The sequence below is a fragment of the Pseudomonas sp. W2Oct36 genome (assembly GCF_041060465.1).
Classification (GTDB): domain Bacteria; phylum Pseudomonadota; class Gammaproteobacteria; order Pseudomonadales; family Pseudomonadaceae; genus Aquipseudomonas; species Aquipseudomonas graminis_B.
This window is the reverse complement of sequence record NZ_JAUERW010000001.1, coordinates 241,291-262,075: the sequence shown is the minus strand read 5'-3', so window position 1 is coordinate 262,075 and position 20,785 is coordinate 241,291. Positions and strand designations below refer to the sequence as shown.

Below are 20,785 nucleotides of genomic sequence, written 5' to 3'. Positions count from 1 at the left end.
CCATCGTGTCGGACGACGGAAGCCGGAGTGCCGAAGTGAATGAAAGGTCTTACGTGATCGCACCGATCTGCCACGGCACGAACTCGTTCTGGCCGTAGCCATGCTGTTCGCTTTTGCTTTTGTCACCCGAGGCGATGCACAGCATCATGCGGAAGATGTATTCGCCACGTTCCTCGATGGTCATGGTGCCGTCGGCAATCCCGCCGCAATTGACGTCCATGTCCTCTTCCTGGGTTTCCCACAGACGGTTGTTGGTGGCGAGCTTGATGGACGGCGAGGGCGCACAGCCATACGCCGAACCGCGCCCCGTGGTGAAGGCAATCAGATTGGCTCCGCCAGCGACCTGGCCGGTGGCGGAGATCGGGTCATATCCGGGGGTGTCCATGAACACCAGGCCATGTGCCCTGATGGTTTCAGCGTATTCGTAGACATCCACCAGATCGGTGGAGCCCGCTTTGGCGACGGCACCCAGGGATTTTTCCAGAATGGTGGTCAAGCCTCCGGCCTTGTTGCCCGCTGAAGGGTTATTGTTCAGCTCGGCGTCCATCCGCTTGCAATAGGCTTCCCACCAGTGGATACGGGCGATGAGTTTTTCACCGACTGTCTGGCTAACGGCGCGGCGGGTCAGCAAGTGTTCGGCGCCGTAGACCTCCGGTGTTTCCGACAGAATGGCGGTGCCGCCGGCCGCCACCAGGCGGTCGACTGCGTTGCCCAATGCAGGGTTGGCCGTGATGCCCGAGTAGCCGTCCGATCCACCACATTGCAGGCCGATGATCAGGTGTTTGGCGCTGACGGGTTCGCGTTTGACGTGGTTTGCCTCTGCCAGCAGGGACTTCACTTGCGCGATGCCGCTGGCAATGGTTTTCGACGTGCCGCCCGTGCCCTGGATGGTGAAGGTGCGCAGCGAATGGCTGCTGGTCAGGCCCTGGGCCACCAGCAGATCGGGGATCTGATTGGTCTCGCAACCCAGGCCGATCATCAGGACCGAGGCAAAGTTCGGGTGAACGGCATAGCCCCCCAGGGTCCTGCGCAACATGGCCAGCGCCTCACCCCCCGGATCGACGGCGCAGCCCACGCCGTGGGTGAGGGCAACGACACCGTCGACATTGGGGTATTCAATCAGCGCCTCAGGGTGAATGTCGCGGCGAAAGTAGTCGGCAATCGCCCGCGCCACCGTGGCCGAGCAATTGACCGACGTCAGAATGCCGATGTAATTGCGGGTCGCCACGCGGCCATCGGCGCGCACGATGCCCATGAACGTCTCTGCGGTGGGGGCAGGGCTGCCTTTGGCGTCGACACCGAACGCGTAGTCCCGAGAGAAATCCCCCATGGCAACGTTGTGGACATGCACGTGCTGCCCCGCTTCGATGGGCTGGCTGGCGAAGCCGATGATCTGACCGTAGCGGCGCACGGGCTGGCCCACGTCGATATGACGGGCCGCGACTTTGTGACCGGAAGGCACAGGCTCAAGCACCTCGATACCTTCGGCTTTAAGCACCAGACCTTTGACCAGCGGTTGCCGTGCGATCAACACATCGTCCAGCGCGTTGAGTCTGATCACGGCATGGGCAGCGGTATCGCTGCCTGTTGTTGTTATGAGCTGCATGACGATTGCCTCGGTTATTCAGTGAGCGCAATGGGAATGGGGAGAGCAGGGCAGGTCAGGCCAATCCACGCTCGCGGTAATCAATCAGGCTGGAGAACAGCATCAAACCGGACGCCATGACGACGAAGAAGATCAGCGCCAGGAAGTACGAGCCGGTGTACTGCACGATCAGGCCAATCAGGATGGGCACAATCACACCGACCATGTTCCCGCAGAAGTTCATGCTGCCGCCCAACACACCGGCTTTGGACTGGCCGCCGAGGATCGCGGGCAGGCACCAGTACATGCCGCACCAGCGAATGAAAAACAGCGCGACACACAGCAGCGAGATCACAACGACGGCGTTACGGGTATAAGCCACAGCGAGAATGCAAATGGCGGCAATGGCCGCGGAGCCTGCGAACATGCTGCGCATGACGGTGTTGGGTTGGCCGCCGGCGGCTTTCCATTTGTCGGCCACCCAGCCGCCAAACAATTCGCCGATGAACCCGCACATGAAGATCAGAAAGGTCGCGCCGCCCATGGCCTTGATGTCCAGGTTATGGGCCTGGTGCAAGTAGCTCGGCATCCAGGTCAGCAGGCCGTAAAACACACTGTTGTAGCAAGCAAAGCCCGCGAACATCGCCAGCACGGAACGGCTCTTGAGCAATTCCTTGAGGATCGCCTTGCTCCCGCCCGTGGCTTTTCTGGCGGCCTCATTGGCGTCAGTGATGTACGCCAGCTCTGCCGCATTGACCCTGGGGTGTTCACTGGGGTGGTTTCTGATGTACCACCACGCCCAGACGCCTACGACCATGGTGCCCACGCCGGCGATGACGAAGGCGATCCGCCAGGAGTCAAACCAGGTGATCAGTCCCGCAATGAGGATGGCCCCCAGTGCAGTGCCCAGCGGTGCGCCGCCATCGACGAGGGTTGCGCCGCGACCGCGCTCATTGGGCGTCAGCCAGGCACCGTTGAGCTTGGCCCCGGCCGGCATGATCGGCGACTCTGCGACGCCCAGCCCGATGCGCGTGATCAGCAGGGTGATCCAGTTGTGCGCGCCGCCCGCCAGCGCCTGAAACAGGCCCCAACCAATGGTGGCAATGCCGACGATATTGCGGGTCTGAAAACGGTCGAGCAGCATGCCGCCAGGAATCTGCATGAGCGCATACGACCAGAAGAACGCGCTGAGCATCAAACCTTCCAGCGCCGGCGTCATGTTGAAGTCAGCCGAGATCAGCGGCAGCGCAACGGACAAGGAAGCCCGGTCGATGTAGTTGATGGCGGAGAGCAGCAGCAGGAGCAGGAAGATCCTCCACCGCACCGTGGTGGGGCGGGCGCTCGCGGCACTCGTGGAAGCAGCAGGCGTGACGACCTGTACATTGCCAGTGGTCATGTTCATCTCACTCTTATGTTTATTATGAAATGCATCCGTTGCTAAGGGCCCGGTGCAGGGCCTCACCCGTCAGAGCGATCTTGTTTCTCCAACATTGAACGCTGAGTCGACGACTTCGAAGGAGTTGCACAGGGGTTTTCCGAACTCCTCCATGCTGATCTCGAACCGATCACCCGGCTGAGTTTTGACGTTGTCTGCAACCGAAAGGGTGGCCGTGCCGAAGAAGTGCACATGCACATCGCCCGGGCGCAGGAACTGGGTGTACTTGAAGTGGTGATACTCCAGGTTCTCCAGGCTGTGGCACATGTTGTCCTCGCCGCTGAGAAACTCTTTCTCCCATAACAGGTTGCCGTCGCGCCAGATCCGGCTGGTGCCCGCCAGGTGCCGTGGCAATTCACCGACGCGCAGCTCTGGCCCGTAGGCGCAGTTGCGCAGCTTGGAGTGGGCCAGATACAGGTAATTGCGCCGTTCCATGACATGGTCGGAGAACTCGTTGCCCAAGGCGAAGCCCAGGCGGTAGGGCGTGCCGTCATGGCCGATGACGTAGAGGCCGGTCAGCTCGGGCTCTTCGCCCGCATCTTCAGCGAAGCCCGGCGACTGGAACGGCTGGTTCGGGCGTACCACAATCGAACCGTCGCCCTTGTAGAACCACTCTGGCTGAGCGCCCACGGTGCCGGCCGCCGGACGGCCGCCATCGATCCCCCACTGGAACATCCGCGCGGTGTCCGTCAGCGCATCCTGACTGTCGACGTTTTTCTGGTGCATCTTGTCGCGGGTCGAAGCACTTCCCAGGTGAGTCAGGCCGGTGCCGCTGATCAGGCAGTGAGCGGGGTCTTCATGGTCAAGTGGCGGCAGGACGCGGCCGGTGTCCAGCAGATGGGTATAACTGTCAGCACTTAGTACCGTGCCCACGCTTCGTACTTCCTGCTGCAGGCTGTGGCCATTGGCAATGGCGGCGAGGGCCAGGGTGCGGGTGCTGGCTGTACCGTTGACCACCTGAATCGAGTCGCCCTCGACCACGCCGACACGGCGCTGACCCGTGGCATCTTCAAACTGGATTAAACGCATGGTGAGGCCTCGACGTGTTGTTATCGTTGAGGTCACTTTAAATTTCCAGCCTGCTGCTGCCTAATGAGAGTTACGACCCAAGCGATAACCTTTAGGTATACCCATGCTGCCGTCCCTCTCATCCATGGTGTCTCGTCTGCGACTCAAGCAGCTGCGGCTATTGATAGCGCTCGACGAGCATGGCTCGGTGCGCAAGGCGTCCGAGATCATGGCGTTGTCGCAACCGGGCGCCACCAAGGCATTGCAGGAAATCGAGACCGTGTTCGGTTCAAGCCTTTTCGAGCGCACCAGCAAGGGTCTGGAGGCCAACGATCTTGGCCGCTGCGTGATTCGTTATGCCCGCCTGATTCACACCGACCTTGAGCACCTTCGCGAAGAAATGGTCGGCATCCTCAAAGGCCAAGGCGGGCGCCTGGCCATCGGCACCATCATGGGCGCCGTGCCGACGCTGGTGGACAGCCTGGCGCGACTGCGCGACAAACAGCCGGAGTTGTCGATCTCCATCGTCGAAGACACCAGTTCGCGGTTGTTGAGCTTGCTGGATCAGGGACGGGTGGATGTCGCGATCTGCCGAACCAGCGTGAGCCCACGTCCGGGCGCTTATCAAACCCGCTTCCGGGCACAGGAACCGCTGGTGGTGGTGGCCAATCCTGCGCATCGCCTGGCCCATGCGCCGACGCTGCAACTGGACGACTTGATGGACAGCCGCTGGGTGGTGTTCCCGGTCAACATGCCCATGCGCTTGACGCTGGAGCGCGAGTTTCGCCAGGTGGGGTTGAGCTTTCCGCTTTATGCGATCGAAACCTCGTCGACGTTTACGACGTTGTCGTTGTTGCTGAAGGATCCGAATCTGGTGGCGGTGATGCCGAACGACGTCGCGCAGATGGCGCTGGACCACGGCATGTTGGTCAAACTGCCGCTGACGATTCAGTCCACCAGCGAGCCTTATGAAATCGTGACTCGATCGAATGTGGAGTACACGGCGTCGATGGTGTTGCTGATTGAGGAGATGACGGGGGTGGGTTTGGATTCAACAAGGGATGAGTAGGCTTGCCATCCATAAAGCATCAGCCTGGAAGGATGGCGTTTGGTCGGTCGCAACAGCTTGCAAGCTGAGCGGTGTCATCTGTGCGGTACAGGGTAGGCCTAAAGCCGGCGCTGCATCAGCGAATGCTCTTTGCCCCAAGCTTGAAATGACTCTAGATACTCCCATCCTCGCTTTGCGTAATAGTCACGTCGGTCATGTGTGTGCAAATAAAGTTTCTGATGTCCGACTTCTTTCGCGTTAGAGCAGACCTCTGTAATGAGTTGTTCGGCCAAGCCACGCCGCCTTGCCGACGGAGCAACAAGGACACACGCAAGCCACGGCCCGAGTTCTGGGTAATCAGGCGAATCGTGCTTGGCCAGGGCGGCCCCTCCGAGGAGCTGACCATTTTCCAGAGCGATCACAGTTCGCCAGTTCCCGTCATTCTGGCCATCTTTGAATTCTCGCTGCCAATCATGGAGCGCCTGTGCAGCGAACTCATACGCGAACTGTTCATGCAGCCACGATGCGAATGTGTCGCTATAGTCCATGTGATGGCACAGCAAGGCCGTCTGGAACATATGATTAATTCTCGAGATGAGCAGGTTGTTAGTGTCTGCAGGTGAGGTCGTAGAAACCAAGCGCGGCAACCATAAGCGTTTGAAAGCCGGGAATCGCGCTGACGTGATCAGTGGAGGCTTGGAGACGCTTTTCAGGGCAGGACCTACCAAGCCTGCGTGTTTACCACTCAGCCCGCGAACTTGTAATCACCGCCTTTTTTGATCGCATTGATATAGGCCGGCCGCGCCTGGAACCGGTCGATCCAGGCGGCTAGGCTAGGGTAGTCGTTCAGCATGCCTTGGGATTTTGCAAACTCGCCAATAAAGCTCATTTGGATATCCGCGCCGCTGATTTCTTCACCCAACAAATACGGGGTAAGTTTCAACGCGGTTTCCAGATAACCTAGATAGTTGGCCAGTTCAGATTCAATTCGCGGCTGCAGCGGCTTGCCAGCGTCCCCAAGACGCCCGACATAAAGGCTGAGCATCAGCGGCAGCATGGCCGACCCTTCTGCGAAATGCAGCCATTGCACGTATTCGTCATAGGTCGCGGTGGCCGGGTCAGGCTGCAAGCGACCATCGCCGTGGCGGCGGATCAGATAATCGACGATAGCACCGGACTCGATCAGCACATGAGGTCCGTCCTGAATAACCGGTGACTTGCCCAGCGGGTTAATGGCTTTCAGTTCAGGGGGCGCCAGGTTGGTCTTGGCGTCTCTTTGGTAGTGCTTGATCTCGTAGGGCAGGGCGAGCTCTTCGAGTAGCCAGAGGATGCGCTGCGAGCGGGAATTATTGAGATGGTGAACGATGATCATGAAGCTACCTATGAGATGTAAAGGTGTGTAAGGACAGACTGTCGTGGCCCACTGTGGTTCTAAATGGTTGCGAAATCAGCAGTCAGTAGCACCGTCCCGAAGGCGGCGCCTCGGGCATGATGCAAAACCTAATTCGCGAGGAATCCATCGGCTCATCCTCGCTGAACTAATCACCGCGCCCGTCCCCTAATTCTGCGCACGTTGCGCCAATCCCAGGCTGATCCTGGGTCACTCACACACGAAGGTTTGGTGAATCATGAAGAGCGAACAGGTAGAAGGCGTTGTAGAGCAGGTTGCCGGCAAAGCACAGAGCGCAGTTGGGAAACTGTTTGGTGATTCGAAGCTGGAGGCGGAAGGTACCGGTCGCCAGGCTTCTGGTCAGTTGACCCAGGCCTACGGCGATGCCATGGAGAGCGTATCTGCGTTTGTTAAAGAAAAACCAGTCGCTGCGGTTGCCATTGGTGGAATTGCGTTGCTGATTCTGGACCGTCTCTTCCGCCGCTGAGTGAGGAGCAAGGGAAGCTCCGCCTGGGGCGTCCCGCTTTGAGTTTACATTTCCCCGCCTCCTTAAGGACTGTCTACCAGCAGCTTGAAGGAGGCGAGGTTAGGTACCTTCTGTTGATTCGCTGTCTCTTTTGAGCGCGTTGAGTGTTACCCCCGGCAGCAATAAGCAAATTATTCCCTTGCCCGTTCGATCAAGCCAGTTAGCGAAAGCTAGTGTGAAGGCCTGGATCGATCGCGTTCGGCCTTGCGCGCCGCTTTGACGATCAGCCAATAGAAAACCAAGAGCAAGGGCAGCGGAAGGATCAGCGTCAGCAGGGCGCGGATGCCCTCGGGCATGTCACCGGTATCGAGATCTCCGAACACCTGGATTATCAAGATACATGTAACGAACCACGAGAAAAGGTTGCTCGCCAAGACGGCCATGACCCTGAAGAACACTCGCCAGAATCTTGATGGGTGGTCCACGTTCTTTGATGCTGGCGGCATTGCGGTGTTAGGGACCAGCACAAGTGCACCGACAATCCCCAAGCCCCATTGGAAGACCGTGATCCAGGCTGTGAGCGTCATGAGAGAGTAACCAAGCGGGCGAAGTCGCGTCGAAACGATTTAAAGACGCGGCCAAGACTGTATTTAGCTTTTGGCAATGGCGCTGTGGCAGCGCTGTGCAGTGACATGATTCATGCTCCATCCGTGAATACGTGCCCGGTCCTTGCGAAAGACGTTATGAGCTGATCGACATTTTGCTTATGAGCACGTTGGTATGACAAGGGTGAGGCTGTACGCGTTACCCATAGATGCTGTTAATAAAACGGCAAATTTTTCAACTGGTTACTGGCAGAGTGAGCGATAAATGATAGAAAGTTTTCAAGTCGAGACGATTTTATCATTTATGCATAGCAAAAATCTGTAAAGCGCTGTTATTGATATTCCTATCGTCTCGAATCCTTGAGTGACGAGTCAAAAATTCGCAGCGCGCGACATAAATTTTTTAAGAAAGCCATGCCGTCTTTTTTGGTGAGCTTTTGCGCCTTTTCTTCGTGTTAAGCGTGGATTAGCCCATCCCATCAGATGTTTCGATCCATCAATATGTTTGACAGCGCGAACAACGTAGTCAGCGGAGCCGTGCTTTAGATCTTGATCACCCGAAATGAATGCTAAGCCTTGTTTCCAGCAGGTAAGTTTCCGCCATCAGCCTTAGCGCAGAACGTCTGGATCAACAGCGGCAAGCGACTCCACGGCATCACCTGACCCAGCACAGAGAGGGATCGTTCGCAGTGGGTCTGCTCACGCTTGACCGCATATTCGAAGTAGGAAGCTCATTTGGATCATGTCTAGCTCAGATCAGGCGATAAGCGGGTACTCCAGCATATCTGAGGACCTACTTGGAGTTTTCTAAGTCCGCCCGCACGATGCAGGGGCACGTTGCAAAGACTATGAAAAACCATTGTTCGACCTGTGGCGTGTAACGGATACACGAAGTATAAAATATTTTCGAATTAATAAAATCATAAAAATTATTTGAAATTCAATGAGTTGTGCAGTTTTTCTCAGTGATCTGATGCACGCTGATCAAAATAATGCGTCGGGCCTCGTATTTTTTGGCTATACAGGACTTTATCGGTTGAGGAGGTCGATTATGCATGTTCAGCTCGAGAGAGGTTTGCAGGTTGTTGCACGGGGAAAACTCTCATTAATATTAAGAGCTGTGGACGAAACGTCCGTGGAAGTAATTGTAATTTCAACAAGAGAAAAGCTGATCGTTGGTTTGGATGAAGTAGAATTCATCGCGAAAAGTGAAAAGAATGATGCAGCTCCAGATATTCTTCTCATGATAACGCTCGATGCGCAAGCTACTGAACAGGAGCGAAATCAGGCAGTTAAGCGCTTCGCTGTGATAACAAAACTGGTCCAAGGCAAAATTACTGTCGAGCAGGCGGCAGGGGAACTCAGTGTTGCACCTGCGCATATCTATAAGCTAAGGAGCAAATATGATGAGGGTTTGGGCTATTGTTCCTTGATTGTGCAGCGCCGTGGTAATAAAAAAGGTTCAAGACATTTAGTTGACAACATCGAAGTAGCAATAAGCGAGGCTATAACAAAATTTAAGCGCAAGGAAGGAGTCTCGTTTGCGCAAGTCTGGCGTGAAGTGCAATCAAATTGCGATCTACTCAGGCTGAAATGCCCGGCGCGCAAAACGGTCCAGGCTCGAATAGAGGCTTCTCTTTCAACGAAACAAATTACTCGTATGAAATCGGGGCGAGATATCGCATCCCAAACGCATGATGGTCGCCCTGGCAAGTACAATGCCAAAAGGCCCTTAGAGTTGGTGCAGTCGGATCATACATTAGTAGATGTGGAAGTACTTTCAGACGATCGTAAAGAGGTGATTGGACGTCCTTGGTTAACATTATTTATCGATGTATATAGTCGTGTGATACTTGGCTACTACCTCAGCCTTCATGCGCCCAGCTCTTTATCGGTTGCATGTGCCTTGACACATTCAGTGATGCGAAAAGAAGATTTTTTTCGTAGGTTAGGTTTGTCAGAGTACAGCTACCCGATATTCGGACCGCCCGAAATGGTGTACATGGATAATGCAAAGGAGTATTGCAGCCCAAAATACCTCAGGGCACTGGAGCGTTCACACATTACCTACGGTCATCGTCCGCTAGGAAAGAAGCATTATGGAGGCCATGTCGAACGGCTGATTGGAACAATGATGAACAAGGTTCATTTATTGAGTGGGAGCACAATGTCTAACACTGTTGCGCGCAAACGACTGGCAAAGTCAAAAAAACCCACCCAAACATTTACAGAGTTTTCCAAATGGTTCGCTTTGCAGGTGATAGAGTATCATTCGACTGTACACAGCGAAATAGCGAAGTCTCCACTGCAAGCCTGGAATGAATATTATAATCCCCATAGTATAACCCCATACCCACCGCAAATTTCTGACGAGCACCAATTCCGCCTTCGGTTCATGCCTGAGGAATATAGGTGCATACGATCACGCGGCATAGAATTCAAGGGTAGATTCTATTGGGATCCGGTCTTATACTCTTATGTGGGGGAAAAGAAAGTTGTTGTGAAATACGACCCGTTTTCGCTCAAACAATTATGGGTTCAACTTAATGGGCAGTTTGTTGCAATCCCTTTCGCCGATATGACGCTACCTGATATTTCTTATGAAGAACATAGGGCATCCCTTTTCTTTTCTGAAAGATTGCAGCCTGGAACGTTTGCGGAGCCGCAAGCGGCACAGGCATATCGGGAAGCAGCAAATATTGAGGAGATCAGCATAAAGCTAACTAAAAAAGCAAGAAAAAGAACCGCTGCGCTCCTAGAATATGAAAAAGCGTATCCATTCTCAGATACTGCACTCGAAGCCCCCAAAGACCTTCCGGACTATTCATCCTCGCCAAAACCATTTCGGAGAGGAGATTGAGCATGGAGTACGACCATATCAGGTCAGATCGGAGAGGATCTGCAAATCTAGATATCAGTACGCGAATTTCCTTAATGCTAGAGGACGTGTGGGTAGATCACTCGCCAAGCGAGAGCATTTTTCATCTTATGAATAATATCGCTGATGCGCCCAGGCGGATCACGGCTCCCGCTCTGCTAGTGACAGGCAACGGCGGATCTGGTAAAACTGCCATAGTAAATCAGATCAAGTTCCGCGTCAAACGTAGCGACGGCCTCCTATTTGTAAATATGGCAGCAGATCCTGATCTACTGAAGCAGAAAGAGTTTAGATCGGAGATTTATAAGTCACTAGAATTACCTTGCCCGCCGACGCAAGATAGGACCCGTCCCAACGGTTTCATTCCTCGGGAATTGTCGGAAATACTAAAGCTACGGAATGTCTGGGGAATTGTTATTGATGAAATACACGATCTATTATTGTGTGGAAAAGTTGAGCAGCGTATAAATAGTTCAATGTTGAAGACGTTTCTTGGTGAAAGGTACGGAATTTGTTTATTTGCCTTTGGTACGCTTAAGTCTAGTAGCTTTATTTCGGCGACGCTCGAAACTCAGCGCAGGTTTACGGAAGTAAGACTGAAAGACTGGAGCGAGGATGAGCACTTTCGGACATTTCTTTTAGGTGTCGAGGAGTTAATGCCATTAAAGGAGCCTTCGAGGTTGTATGATCGAGATATGGTTTCCGCTATTCTTACCTCAACTGGAGGCCGAATGGATAAGGTTATAGAGCTCATCCGTCATGCTGGCTGCTATGCGCTCAAGAGTGGGTCGGAACGAATTCAAGCTGTTCACTTATCCTCAGCGTCAGCGAATCCTTGGGGGTATTGATGAAGTTTATAAGTGGGATGACCCAAATTTTTTATGACGAAACACTTTCATCATGGATATTCAGATCTTCATTAAAAACGCGGTCTCGACCATGGGTCAACGATAAGCTTATACCTTTAGCACCAACTGTATTTGGCGGAGGCGCTCTCATTGAAAGTGAGGACTGGGATTTTGATCCCAATGTGGTTTTGCTTCACAAAACCATCCCTGAGTTTGCCTATAAATTCGAGTACCTAAGCTGTATTTTTTTTAGGAGTTCTGGCCGCGTCGTAGGGTGGCGTAGGCGCTGGTGGTTTTGTGTACAGTGTATGAGGGCAGATATTTCCGCAGGGCAAGCGCCAGGCTGGCGTAAAAGTTGGTGTTATAAAGATTCGGTAGTATGCATGGTTCACTGTGTTGACTTGCAAAGACTTATTGTTGCTCCACAGTTTACTCGCTCTTGGGATGCTTTCGTGCAAAGTTCACATCCAATCAATTACGACGCCGATTGGTCGAATGAAAGCTTCCAGCGATTTCGAGTTGTCCTCATTCGCAGAATTCACTCCTGGAAAAAAACAAACTGCGAACGCCTGCAAAGTCTTTTTGATCATTTATATGATATATTTCTGCTTGCACCAGTTTACAATGGGAACCATGGTCAAGCACATGAACTATTTAGCGGCCATCGACCCGCTCTTCGGCATACTCTGCCCAACTATGTGGAGGGGGTTAGGTACGGTTCTGAGCTTAGTAATATCAAGGCGAAATTTGGTAGTCTTGTTCTCGTGGGATACCTATTAGAGGTGCTTAATGAGCGGGATATCCATTTTATGATGTCAAAAAGCGCTAGGTTTAGAGATTGGTGTACTTATAATCCTGATATTTTTCAGGCTATTCAGTTTGGTTGTGCAAGTGTAGAAGACTGCTACACGCTTAGGTCCCTTTTGGGAGGTCTGGAATTACTGCCGGCAGGCAACCTCGAGCAGGCAGTTCGGGCCTACCTCGTAAGGTTTGAAAGGGTCAGGCCCGGAATCTCATTTGAATTTTTTCACGGGTTAGGTGCCGTAACTCCGACATTGTGAATTGCCGCCAGTCCCTAGGAAATAATCATCCACAGGCTGAAATTTCGACGCTTTCGCTAAATTAACTTTGTTTAGCATCCTAAGATTCGCTGCATTTCGGGCCTCAGGAACAAGCAATAGTCAGTCGCACGGCAATTGTGCAAGGCGCCCACTTGAAAGTAATCCATGACAGTGTTTTGATGCTGCAGTGTTCGGTCACAGCCATGACTTCGTCTAGCAATACGCCCTGACGGCCGGCTTTCGTCACTAATGTCGAACGCGGGTTGTGCGCTGCCCGAGTGCCCACTAGCCGGCCAGTTTCGCCCCATGCTGAACAGTGCGCGCTATGTAGTCGCTTGACAGCACGTCAGCGCTAACCTTATTACGCGCAATGTATTTGATTCCGAGCCTAAAAACTGACATCGGATAACACTGCTCTATCAGACCTAACATCAACGCAACCGTTAAGGTGAGCCTTTTCTGGTCCCCATAACGTGCTCAAGTTTTCTGCGCAGCCAGCGCTCAGCCGGATCACTGTCCATAACGCTTAACCAGGACATGGACAATTCCAGTGTCGGCGTGACGAAGGGCAGGGGTTCAGCGTGCAACGCACCTGTCTGACTCAACGCCAGCGCGAGGTAGTCCGGCATATTGCACAGCATGTTGCCGACGGCCATGAGCGCGGGGAGGGTTGTGTACTGGGGAATTGAGAGCACAGCCTTACGCGTGCGCCCGACGGCCTCCAGCCACTCGTCGGCGAAGCTGGAAATGTTCGCAACATGGGACACGACCACATGGGGGCGTGAGCAGTACTCATCCAGGGTCAGCGGGGTGTCGGATACATCGATGCGCAGCACCATGGGCACGACGTTTCTCAGCAGCTTTCGCTTGGCGTTGGCAGGCAGGTCTTTAGTAATGCAGACCCCCACGGTGATCTCGCCCGAGGCCAGCAGCTCGGAAATATTCCACGCGTTGACCTGCTTGATGACAATCACCACGTTCGGCGCTTCCTCGTGCAGCGCTTGCAGCAACGCGGGCATCAGGCTGTATTCGACGTCATCGGACAGGCCGATTCGAAACGTCATGGTGCTGCTGCCAGGATCGAAATCCCGGGTCAGGCTCAAGGCGACGGACATCGCGTCGAGCGCCGGAGACAGATGATGAATGATCTCGCTGGCCCGTGCCGTAGGCTCCATCCGGTTGCCCACACGGATGAACAGCGGGTCATTGAAGAGGCCGCGCAGCCGGTTCAGCGCCGAGCTGATGGTGGGCTGGCTGAGGAACAGTTTTTCTGCCGCCCGGGTGACATTGCGCTCCAGCATCAAGGTTTCGAACACAACCATCAGATTTATGTCAGCCCTGCGCAGCTCATTGCGATTCATAAGCTTTATCCGCCACGACCGACATAGTGGGTGCCCTTGATGATTTGAAGGTGCCTAGTCTAGGGAGGGCGGCATCCATGCGCCAGCGCGTATGCGGACAACCGGCATGTCCACGTCGCGAAGGTGGGGGCGCAATCAGAGCGCTGCCGTGCACGGCGCGCAGTGAGCTCCCGGCCATCGATGCCATTTGCATCGTGCTTGCCGGCATGCCTTGCATGCATTGCCGGCAAGTGTTCGACCCGCCCGAGCCCATCGGGAAGAGGGATAACGGTTATCGACGTTGCCAATGAGTACGGAAAAAAAATGCTGATAGCATCCTTTGCCATTGGCGGCACTTGCTGCTTTGCACTCAATCCACCCTGGTGACGCGGCAGTGAGTCCATCGCTGACGTCGATACCGCTATTCATTTCAGACCATGATGAGCGCCCCAATGATGCCCCCCGCTTATGCCGACATTTACCGATCGGTGGGTAAGATTCATCGCTTGCTCGAACACACGATCAAATCAGCGATCTCCCGTTTCGACCTGACCGTGGCGCAGTTTCAGGTGCTGGAAACAGTCGCTTCCGGCAGAGCCAGTTCCCCGGCCGAATGCGGGCGTAAGATCAATCTGACGTCTTCAGGCATGACCAATGTGCTGGACAGTCTGGAACATCGCGGACTGGTGAGCAGAGGACGGGAAGGCGCTGACCGACGATTTATTACCATCCGCCTGTCGCCTGACGGCGCTGTGCTCTACCAGCACGCGGCAAAGGCCGTTTCAGCGTCCTGGGACAAGGCGGTCGAGGCTTTGTCTGCCGAACAACCCTTGCTGTCGGCCCTGTGCGCCGGCCGGCCATCGTCCGCCGCAGGTTAGCGAGGTTGGGCAGCACGGGTCATCACTGCTTAACGCCAATGCCTGAACGCAACCCCTTAACGAATTCTCGTTGGAGCCACACGATTGATCACCGAACATCCCGTCCGCCTGTTTCTGACCGCACTGGTCGCCGTCGCCCTCAGTGGATGTTCCTACAGTGATCTGAAACCCCAGTCTTCGGTGTGGCAGGGCCTGAAGGTCAGCAGTAAAAAGACCCTGGATGAGGCACCGGTATCTGACGCCCATTAGCCCGAGCAAACCTGGTGGACGGCGTTTGGCGATCGGCAGCTCAATGACATGGTCCGCGAGGCGCTTGCAGGTAATCCCGGGGTGGCCAGCGCTGCCGCCCGGGTCCGCCAGGCCCAGGCCCTGACAGGCCTGAACCAGGTAGCGCTTGCGCCTCGGGTAGACGCCAGTTTTTCCGATACACGACAGCGATACAGTGCCAACGGAACAGCGGGCGGCGTTTCAGGCACCTGGCAGACGCTCTACCAGACCTCGCTGGGCGTGGGTTACGAGCTGGATTTCTGGGGCAAGAATCGTGCTGCGCTGGAAGGCTCCATTGGCCGTCAGCGGGCGGCCGACGTTGACCGGTACGCGACGACGCTGATGATTTCCTCGGCGATGGTGCAGGCGTATATCGAATTGCAGAAAAACTACGATCAGATTGTCCTGGCCGAGCAGGTGCTCGCCCAGCAACAGTCGATCCTCGATCTCACGCACCGGCGCTTCGCCGCCGAGCTGGATTCCCAGGTTGATATCAAACAGGCTCAAGCGAGTATTCCGGCCAGCAAAGCCACCCTCTCCGCGCTCAGAGAGGCCGTGGAGCTGGACCAGAACCGGCTGGCGGCGTTGATGGGCGAAGGCCCGGACCGTGGTCGTTCCATCCGCAGGCCGGCCATCGGCGAGGTCGAGCCTTTTTCGATACCCAGCCGTCTTCCCGCAGAGCTTCTTGGCCGGCGCCCCGACGTGGTTGCCCAGCGCTGGAGAGTCGAAGCAGCCGGGCATGAAATTGACGTGGCAAAGGCCGGTTTTTATCCCAACGTCAACCTGGCGGCCTCCCTGGGCTTGCAGAGCTTTGGCTTTGGCGACTTCAAGGACAGCAGCAGCCGGATGCTCGGGATCGGGCCGGCGATCAGCCTGCCGATTTTCGACGGAGGTCGTCTACGGGCCAATCTGGCCAGCCAGGATGCGGCTTACGACGTTGCGGTCGAAGGCTACAACCAGACGTTGATCGACGCGCTCCACGATATAGCCGATCAACTGACCTCTCTGCGCTGGCTGAAAGAACGCGTGGACCAGCAACAACAGGCCGTTCAGACCGCCAATGATGCCTACGACCTGATCAATCGCCGCTACGGTGCCGGGCTTGCCACCTATATCCAGGTACTGATCACGCAAAACGCTGCATTGGCCGAGCAACGCCAACTCGTTGACTTGCGCGCCCGAGGCCTTTCACTCCAGGCCAGCCTGAGCCGGGCGCTGGGGGGCGGCTTCAGTCCCGATGCCATTGCGTCGAACGCAGCTCTGACACCTGATCTTTCGAGTAAATGATGAGCACTCAATCTCCCGCGTCCGGCGTCCCTGTCGCCGCATCTCGCCACTCCGGCCCCGTTGTCTTTATCGGCGCCGGTCTGATCCTCATTGCGCTGTTGGCCCTGTGGTACGGGTATCAAGTTGGCAATGAACGCACCGAAGACGCTTATGTGGACGGCAACGCCGTTCAAGTGACCTCGCAGATCACTGGCACCGTCACGGGGATTGGCGCGGACAACACTGACTACGTCTGCGCTGGAGACCCGGTGGTGCGGCTCAATCCGGTGGACGCCGAAATCCAGTTCGAGCGCAGCAAAGCTGCGTTGGCGAGGGCCACCCGCATGGCGCGCACTCAGTACTCCCAGGTGGAGCAACTGCAGGCGGAAGTCGATCAGCGCAGCAACGATGTCGGCAAGGCCAGGGCGGATGTGCAGCGGCGCGCGCAACTGGCGTCCAGCGGGGCCGTGTCCCGTGAAGAGATCAGCCACGCCGAAGATATTCTGAAAAACGCCGTTGCCGGGTTGGCGTCGACCCGCCAGCCCCTGGCCCAGCGCAGGGCAATGGTGGATGGCACCACGCTGCGGTCGCACCCGGACGTACTGACCGCCGCTGCCAATCTGCGCGATGCCTTTGTCGCCCGGGACCGCACCGTGGTGCTGGCGCCCGTGACAGGCGTCGTCACCAGGCGCAGCGTGCAAGTGGGCCAGCGCATCAGCCCGGGCGTGGCCCTGATGACGGTGGTGCCGCTGGATCACTTGTGGGTCAACGCGAACTTCAAGGAATCGCAGCTTGAACATATCCGCATCGGGCAGCCGGTCACGCTGACAGCCGACTCCTATGGCACTGATGTCGTTTTTCACGGAACAGTCGCCGGTCTTGATGCAGGAAGCGGCAGCGCTTTTGCCCTGCTGCCGGCGCAAAACGCGACGGGAAACTGGATCAAGGTCACTCAGCGTGTGCCAGTGAAAATCGCGCTCGACCCGCAGGAGATCGCCCGGAATCCGTTGCGCCTGGGGATCTCCATGCGGGTAAAGGTGGACACCCGCGCGCAAGACGGCGATGTATTGCGTGCGGACGTACCCCGCGAGGACCTTTACAGCACGGCAGTGTTTGATAACGAACTGAAAAACGCCGACGCGCTGGTCGAAAGCGTCATCACTGAAAATGAGGGAGCCCAACGGGCGCCTGCGCTCAGCAGTGCCAGGCGTTAGGAGGCTGCGATGTTCAGGAAGTACTGGCTGCTGCTGACTACCATCACGCTGTTGTGCAGTCTGGAGTTTCTGCAAACCGGCATGATCGCGTTTGCCTCGGCGCCGATACGCGGTGAAATCGAAGCCAGTCCTGAAGAGTTCAGCCTGGTGGCAGCCCTTTATGCCTGTCTGGCCGTGATCTCGATCTCCAAGCAACGCTGGCTGACCGAGCGCTTTGGCTGGCGCAACTACCTGCTGACGTCCATCGGCATTTATATCGTTGGCGCGGTGATCTGCAGCGTCAGCGCCGATCTGGTCACGTTCACCGCTGGCCGGGTGGTGATGGCGCTGGGCGGCGGAGGGTTCATGACCTCGGCTCGGGTCATGGTGCAGATGATTTCGCCAGGACCTTACCGGTTTACCGGCATCAAGGCCTTTGCCATCGGTCTAGCGTGCGGCACCTCGGCCGCACCGGTGCTTTCCTCACTGGCAGTTGCGTACTCCACCTGGCAGGCTATTTTCTGGATTCTGATTGTCGTGGCGATGCTGGTCGCAATGCTGGCGCTGAGATTTCTGCCGACAGACCGGCATCCGGTCGAGTCCCGTAGTCAGAGTCGACTCGGTCAGGTGCTGCTGCTGGCTGTCAGTTCGTTCTCGATCCTGTACGTGCTTCAACGCTCTTATTACGACTTCTACAACGAAACCACCATCATTCTGGTGTTCGTCGGGCTGGCTGCGTTCGCGCTGCTGGCCTACCTGCGAAACGAGAATAAACACCCACGGCCCTTGTTGAAAGTGCATCACGTGATCAACCGGCGCTACGTCTACGGTATCGCGCTGTTCTGCTTCAGCTATCTGATGCTGGGCGCCAACAACTACGTGCTGCCGTCTTTCCTGCAGTCCGCGCTGGGCTATTCGTGGGAGACCGTCGGGCATTTCCAGTCGCTCGGGCTGCTGGGTACGTTGGCGGCATGGCTGCTGATGTCGTGGCTGTTGCCAAAATCGCCGTCACCCAAAAAGTTCTTCACCCTGGGATTTTTGTCCTTGATCGCCTTCAGCTACCTGCTCGCGGGCATTACCCCTGGCGCAGAAATGTGGACCAATATCCTTCCGGCAGCGATCGACCACAGACCAAGCGTGGGACGATGAGCCATTTACCCACCACATCCAGCTTGTCCAGGTAATCTTTTGCTAGGCGCTCTCCCAGCTGGAGGGTGGCAAATTCAAACGCCGCAGCTTCCAAGGCCATCGCAGAGAAGACGATGGTTTTTATGCCAGCCACTTGTTTTCTGGCTTTCTGATCGTCGTAGTCTGTCGATTCGCTAAGCCATTGCGGTTTGGGAACCGGGTTGCCCTTCTCGAAGAGAAAGCAGCCGAACGCCTCTTCCGCAATCTCACAATAGGTGTCGACCATAGAATCGACCAAGACCCAGCTATCGCGAACCCTAAACGGTTTAGTCGTCTCCATGCTGCCCCCCCCTTTAAAACTAACGATAACGTATTTCTTGCCTATAAAAAGTGTAGATACGCAGCGCAAAACGGGACAGACGTTGGATCTGACCCATATTTTTCTTGAATCATTCTCATTGATGTAGAGCCGAGGTATGCTTTAAGCAACCAAGCTGCTGCAAGACTTAGCTGCTCGCACTGGTAGTACTCGCGGACAAAATATGAGCAATGCTGAGGCCGGGCACTGGGCTGTAGTGCATTCGTGGGTTGCGCAGATGCCGAAACATCGCAGAGACAGGGTCCAGATCGTTAGCAAGCCACTCGCCGAGCGGCACGGTATTGTCCAGGTGCAGTGGTCGCACGCTTAGTAAGTCAGCTCAGTCTCGCAGGGTGTATCAATGCACCATTAGATTAAGCTGGCAGGCTTTCACGACTGCACCGAACAAGAAAGGACAATCAGCTCACCCCGTTGGGTCCCTCCAGCACCTGCCGTACCTTCTTCGCCAGATCGGTGGGCACGTAGGGTTTGGATATCACATCAAACTCGTTGCCCCCCGCATCCGTACGTTCTAGCGAGTTCTCGGAATAACCAGTTGTCAGCAACACCTTTAAGGTGGGGTAAAAGCGCTTGGCTTCCCGGGCCAGCATCACGCCGTTCATTCCACCAGGCATGATCAGGTCGGTAAAAAGCAGATCAAATTGTTCTCCTTTGAGAATGGCAAGTGCCTCCTGGCCGCTGTAGGCCAGTCCGCACGTATAGCCATATTCTTCCAAAACCATTCTGGCCAGTTCCGCGACGTCCGGACGGTCTTCCACAATCAAAACCCGTTCTCGGCCTGATGGCTCGACGATCGCCTCCATGACGGGCAGGGTGTTGAGCTGGCTGTCATCCGCGGGGAAATACATCCGAATCGTTGTGCCGATGCCCTCTTCGGAATAAATCCGGGCCGTTCCTCCGGATTGCTTCATAAATCCGTACACCATGGAAAGCCCTAATCCGGATCCCTTTCCTTCATCTTTTGTGGTGAAGAAGGGGTCCATCACCCGGCTGACGATGGAGGCCGGCATACCAGCGCCGTTGTCAGTAATAGCCACGCTGACATAACGTCCAGGCATCAACCCGTCATATGACATTGAGGCGAGGTTCTGAGTTTGTACGTTCTTGGTCTCCATGGTCAGTAGTCGCTGCTGTCGTGATTCCATGGCATCACGGGCATTGATGAATATGTTCAGCAAAGCGACCTCTGTCTGGGTCGTGTCCACCCTGCAATTCCATAGATCGCTTGCCAGAGCCAGCCTGATGTCGGTACCTATCAACGTGCGCTCGGCCATCTCCTGAGATGAGGTGATGATGGCATTCAGGTTCACCACACGGCCCTGAAGCTTCTGCTTACGCGAAAAGGCCAGCAGCTGTTGAGTGAGCGTTTTCGCCCGTTCAGCAGCGTCTCGTGCGTTACCTGCGCTGCGCAGAATCCGCTGCTGATCGTAATGCGGTTTATCGGCGGTACGCTGGATCATGTCCAGATAGCCAATCATCACCTGCAGGAGATTATTGAAGTCGTGTGCAATACCGCCCGTGAGCTGGCCCAGCGCTTCCATTTTCTGAGCCTGGCGCAACCCGTCCTCGGCATCACGCCGGCGGCTGACATCCAGCTGCGAGGCAAAGAAATAGATCAGCTCACCGGACTCGTTGTACACCGGCGAAATAAAAAGCGCGTTCCAGAAGGCCGAACCGTCTTTTTTGTAATTCACCAGCTCAACAGCCACTTCCCTATTGGCAGCGATGGCCTCACGGACCTGCTTGACGGCAGCTGGATCGGTTTCGGGCCCCTGCAGAAATCGACAGTTGGAGCCCACGATTTCATCGCGGCTGTAACCGGTCATGTCGATGAATGCGTTGTTCGCGAAGATTATCGGGTTATCAGGCCGTTTGGGGTCTGTGACGATCATCGGCATGCGCGTGGTCTCCACGGCAGCGAAGAAGATGTTGTGATCTGATCCGCTGATGTCTCCGGTGGAGCTATCGTTTACACGTGTTGGGTGACTCGCCATCGCTGCTCCGGCGTGT

Annotated in this window: 19 protein-coding genes and 1 pseudogene; 11 read left to right on the top strand and 9 right to left on the bottom strand. The window is 55.6% G+C overall.

What is annotated here, in order from left to right; all coding sequences use genetic code 11:
* Positions 1–49: 49 nt before the first annotated feature.
* From QWI18_RS01180 to araD1, 3 genes are all read right to left on the bottom strand, one after another.
* Positions 50–1,606 carry a UxaA family hydrolase gene (locus tag QWI18_RS01180; protein ID WP_369317960.1) on the bottom strand — a complete coding sequence of 519 codons (1,557 nt, stop codon included), beginning with the start codon at positions 1,604–1,606 and terminating at the stop codon, positions 50–52.
* A 55-nt stretch (positions 1,607–1,661) separates the two neighbouring features.
* On the bottom strand, positions 1,662–2,981 hold the full coding sequence (locus QWI18_RS01175) for an MFS transporter (protein WP_369317959.1): 1,320 nt from the start codon (positions 2,979–2,981) through the stop codon (positions 1,662–1,664).
* 69 nt (positions 2,982–3,050) lie between these two features.
* Positions 3,051–4,049 (bottom strand): AraD1 family protein, encoded by a 999-nt coding sequence (araD1, locus tag QWI18_RS01170; protein ID WP_369317958.1) that lies wholly within the window; start codon positions 4,047–4,049, stop codon positions 3,051–3,053.
* Positions 4,050–4,152: 103 nt separating this feature from the next.
* Here araD1 and QWI18_RS01165 point away from each other — a divergent pair, with 103 nt between their 5' ends.
* Positions 4,153–5,097, top strand: coding sequence for a LysR family transcriptional regulator (locus tag QWI18_RS01165; protein ID WP_065991691.1), 945 nt, complete (start codon positions 4,153–4,155; stop codon positions 5,095–5,097).
* A 98-nt stretch (positions 5,098–5,195) separates the two neighbouring features.
* Here the strand turns inward: QWI18_RS01165 and QWI18_RS01160 are convergent, their stop codons facing one another.
* Both QWI18_RS01160 and QWI18_RS01155 read right to left on the bottom strand, forming a co-directional pair.
* Positions 5,196–5,654: a GNAT family N-acetyltransferase gene (locus tag QWI18_RS01160; RefSeq protein WP_192131590.1), complete on the bottom strand. Its 459-nt coding sequence runs from the start codon at positions 5,652–5,654 to the stop codon at positions 5,196–5,198.
* Positions 5,655–5,821: 167 nt separating this feature from the next.
* Positions 5,822–6,448 carry a glutathione S-transferase family protein gene (locus tag QWI18_RS01155; protein ID WP_369317957.1) on the bottom strand — a complete coding sequence of 209 codons (627 nt, stop codon included), beginning with the start codon at positions 6,446–6,448 and terminating at the stop codon, positions 5,822–5,824.
* A gap of 256 nt (positions 6,449–6,704) precedes the next feature.
* Between QWI18_RS01155 and QWI18_RS01150 the strand changes: the two genes are divergently transcribed.
* Entirely contained in the window at positions 6,705–6,953 is a 249-nt protein-coding gene (locus QWI18_RS01150; RefSeq protein ID WP_065991693.1) for a CsbD family protein, read from the top strand.
* A gap of 209 nt (positions 6,954–7,162) precedes the next feature.
* On the opposite strand, the gene QWI18_RS01145 is transcribed toward QWI18_RS01150, so the two are convergent.
* The gene (locus tag QWI18_RS01145; protein WP_369317956.1) at positions 7,163–7,519 is read right to left on the bottom strand and encodes a hypothetical protein; all 357 of its coding nucleotides are present in this window, start codon (positions 7,517–7,519) and stop codon (positions 7,163–7,165) included.
* Between the two features lie 1,069 nt (positions 7,520–8,588).
* Here QWI18_RS01145 and QWI18_RS01140 point away from each other — a divergent pair.
* From QWI18_RS01140 to QWI18_RS01130, 3 genes are read left to right on the top strand one after another with little or no spacing between them, the layout of a single operon-like run.
* On the top strand, positions 8,589–10,397 hold the full coding sequence (locus tag QWI18_RS01140) for a Mu transposase C-terminal domain-containing protein (RefSeq protein ID WP_369317955.1): 1,809 nt from the start codon (positions 8,589–8,591) through the stop codon (positions 10,395–10,397).
* Positions 10,398–10,399: 2 nt separating this feature from the next.
* Entirely contained in the window at positions 10,400–11,263 is an 864-nt protein-coding gene (locus QWI18_RS01135) for a TniB family NTP-binding protein (RefSeq protein ID WP_369317954.1), read from the top strand.
* Positions 11,264–11,280: 17 nt separating this feature from the next.
* Positions 11,281–12,324, top strand: coding sequence for a hypothetical protein (locus QWI18_RS01130; protein WP_369317953.1), 1,044 nt, complete (start codon positions 11,281–11,283; stop codon positions 12,322–12,324).
* Positions 12,325–12,767: 443 nt separating this feature from the next.
* On the opposite strand, the gene QWI18_RS01125 is transcribed toward QWI18_RS01130, so the two are convergent.
* Positions 12,768–13,685, bottom strand: a complete 918-nt coding sequence (locus QWI18_RS01125) for a LysR substrate-binding domain-containing protein (RefSeq protein ID WP_369317952.1) — start codon at positions 13,683–13,685, stop codon at positions 12,768–12,770.
* Between the two features lie 431 nt (positions 13,686–14,116).
* Between QWI18_RS01125 and QWI18_RS01120 the strand changes: the two genes are divergently transcribed.
* The 5 genes and pseudogenes from QWI18_RS01120 (at position 14,117) to QWI18_RS01100 (ending at position 18,417) form a co-directional block, all read left to right on the top strand.
* Positions 14,117–14,542, top strand: coding sequence for a MarR family winged helix-turn-helix transcriptional regulator (locus QWI18_RS01120; protein WP_369317951.1), 426 nt, complete (start codon positions 14,117–14,119; stop codon positions 14,540–14,542).
* 84 nt (positions 14,543–14,626) lie between these two features.
* Positions 14,627–14,791, top strand: a complete 165-nt coding sequence (locus QWI18_RS01115; protein WP_369317950.1) for a hypothetical protein — start codon at positions 14,627–14,629, stop codon at positions 14,789–14,791.
* 12 nt (positions 14,792–14,803) lie between these two features.
* Positions 14,804–16,096: pseudogene (locus QWI18_RS01110) on the top strand (efflux transporter outer membrane subunit); the annotation flags it as partial.
* The gene (locus tag QWI18_RS01105) at positions 16,096–17,289 is read left to right on the top strand and encodes an HlyD family efflux transporter periplasmic adaptor subunit (RefSeq protein ID WP_369317949.1); all 1,194 of its coding nucleotides are present in this window, start codon (positions 16,096–16,098) and stop codon (positions 17,287–17,289) included. The pseudogene QWI18_RS01110 and the gene QWI18_RS01105, both read left to right, overlap by 1 nt.
* 9 nt (positions 17,290–17,298) lie before the next feature.
* On the top strand, positions 17,299–18,417 hold the full coding sequence (locus tag QWI18_RS01100; protein ID WP_369305657.1) for an MFS transporter: 1,119 nt from the start codon (positions 17,299–17,301) through the stop codon (positions 18,415–18,417).
* Here QWI18_RS01100 and QWI18_RS01095 read toward each other — a convergent pair.
* The gene (locus QWI18_RS01095) at positions 18,344–18,736 is read right to left on the bottom strand and encodes a hypothetical protein (protein ID WP_369305658.1); all 393 of its coding nucleotides are present in this window, start codon (positions 18,734–18,736) and stop codon (positions 18,344–18,346) included. The two genes, QWI18_RS01100 and QWI18_RS01095, sit on opposite strands and share 74 nt — an antisense overlap.
* A 154-nt stretch (positions 18,737–18,890) precedes the next feature.
* On the opposite strand from QWI18_RS01095, the gene QWI18_RS01090 reads away from it, so the two are divergent.
* Entirely contained in the window at positions 18,891–19,085 is a 195-nt protein-coding gene (locus QWI18_RS01090) for a DUF6555 family protein (protein ID WP_369318163.1), read from the top strand.
* An 88-nt stretch (positions 19,086–19,173) separates the two neighbouring features.
* Here QWI18_RS01090 and QWI18_RS01085 read toward each other — a convergent pair whose 3' ends face one another.
* The gene (locus tag QWI18_RS01085; RefSeq protein WP_369317948.1) at positions 19,174–20,769 is read right to left on the bottom strand and encodes a histidine kinase famiy protein; all 1,596 of its coding nucleotides are present in this window, start codon (positions 20,767–20,769) and stop codon (positions 19,174–19,176) included.
* Positions 20,770–20,785: the final 16 nt, after the last annotated feature.

Excerpts from the sequence above, each read along its gene's own strand:
- QWI18_RS01085 (WP_369317948.1), bottom strand. The coding sequence starts at position 20,769 with ATGGCGAGTCACCCAACACGTGTAAACGATAGCTCCACCGGAGACATC.
- araD1 (WP_369317958.1), bottom strand. The coding sequence starts at position 4,049 with ATGCGTTTAATCCAGTTTGAAGATGCCACGGGTCAGCGCCGTGTCGGC.
- QWI18_RS01125 (WP_369317952.1), bottom strand. The coding sequence starts at position 13,685 with ATGAATCGCAATGAGCTGCGCAGGGCTGACATAAATCTGATGGTTGTG.
- QWI18_RS01130 (WP_369317953.1), top strand. The coding sequence starts at position 11,281 with ATGACCCAAATTTTTTATGACGAAACACTTTCATCATGGATATTCAGA.
- QWI18_RS01180 (WP_369317960.1), bottom strand. The coding sequence starts at position 1,606 with ATGCAGCTCATAACAACAACAGGCAGCGATACCGCTGCCCATGCCGTG.
- QWI18_RS01160 (WP_192131590.1), bottom strand. The coding sequence starts at position 5,654 with ATGTTCCAGACGGCCTTGCTGTGCCATCACATGGACTATAGCGACACA.
- QWI18_RS01135 (WP_369317954.1), top strand. The coding sequence starts at position 10,400 with ATGGAGTACGACCATATCAGGTCAGATCGGAGAGGATCTGCAAATCTA.
- QWI18_RS01145 (WP_369317956.1), bottom strand. The coding sequence starts at position 7,519 with ATGACGCTCACAGCCTGGATCACGGTCTTCCAATGGGGCTTGGGGATT.
- QWI18_RS01100 (WP_369305657.1), top strand. The coding sequence starts at position 17,299 with ATGTTCAGGAAGTACTGGCTGCTGCTGACTACCATCACGCTGTTGTGC.
- QWI18_RS01120 (WP_369317951.1), top strand. The coding sequence starts at position 14,117 with ATGATGCCCCCCGCTTATGCCGACATTTACCGATCGGTGGGTAAGATT.
- QWI18_RS01105 (WP_369317949.1), top strand. The coding sequence starts at position 16,096 with ATGAGCACTCAATCTCCCGCGTCCGGCGTCCCTGTCGCCGCATCTCGC.
- QWI18_RS01140 (WP_369317955.1), top strand. The coding sequence starts at position 8,589 with ATGCATGTTCAGCTCGAGAGAGGTTTGCAGGTTGTTGCACGGGGAAAA.
- QWI18_RS01165 (WP_065991691.1), top strand. The coding sequence starts at position 4,153 with ATGCTGCCGTCCCTCTCATCCATGGTGTCTCGTCTGCGACTCAAGCAG.
- QWI18_RS01155 (WP_369317957.1), bottom strand. The coding sequence starts at position 6,448 with ATGATCATCGTTCACCATCTCAATAATTCCCGCTCGCAGCGCATCCTC.
- QWI18_RS01150 (WP_065991693.1), top strand. The coding sequence starts at position 6,705 with ATGAAGAGCGAACAGGTAGAAGGCGTTGTAGAGCAGGTTGCCGGCAAA.
- QWI18_RS01095 (WP_369305658.1), bottom strand. The coding sequence starts at position 18,736 with ATGGAGACGACTAAACCGTTTAGGGTTCGCGATAGCTGGGTCTTGGTC.
- QWI18_RS01175 (WP_369317959.1), bottom strand. The coding sequence starts at position 2,981 with ATGACCACTGGCAATGTACAGGTCGTCACGCCTGCTGCTTCCACGAGT.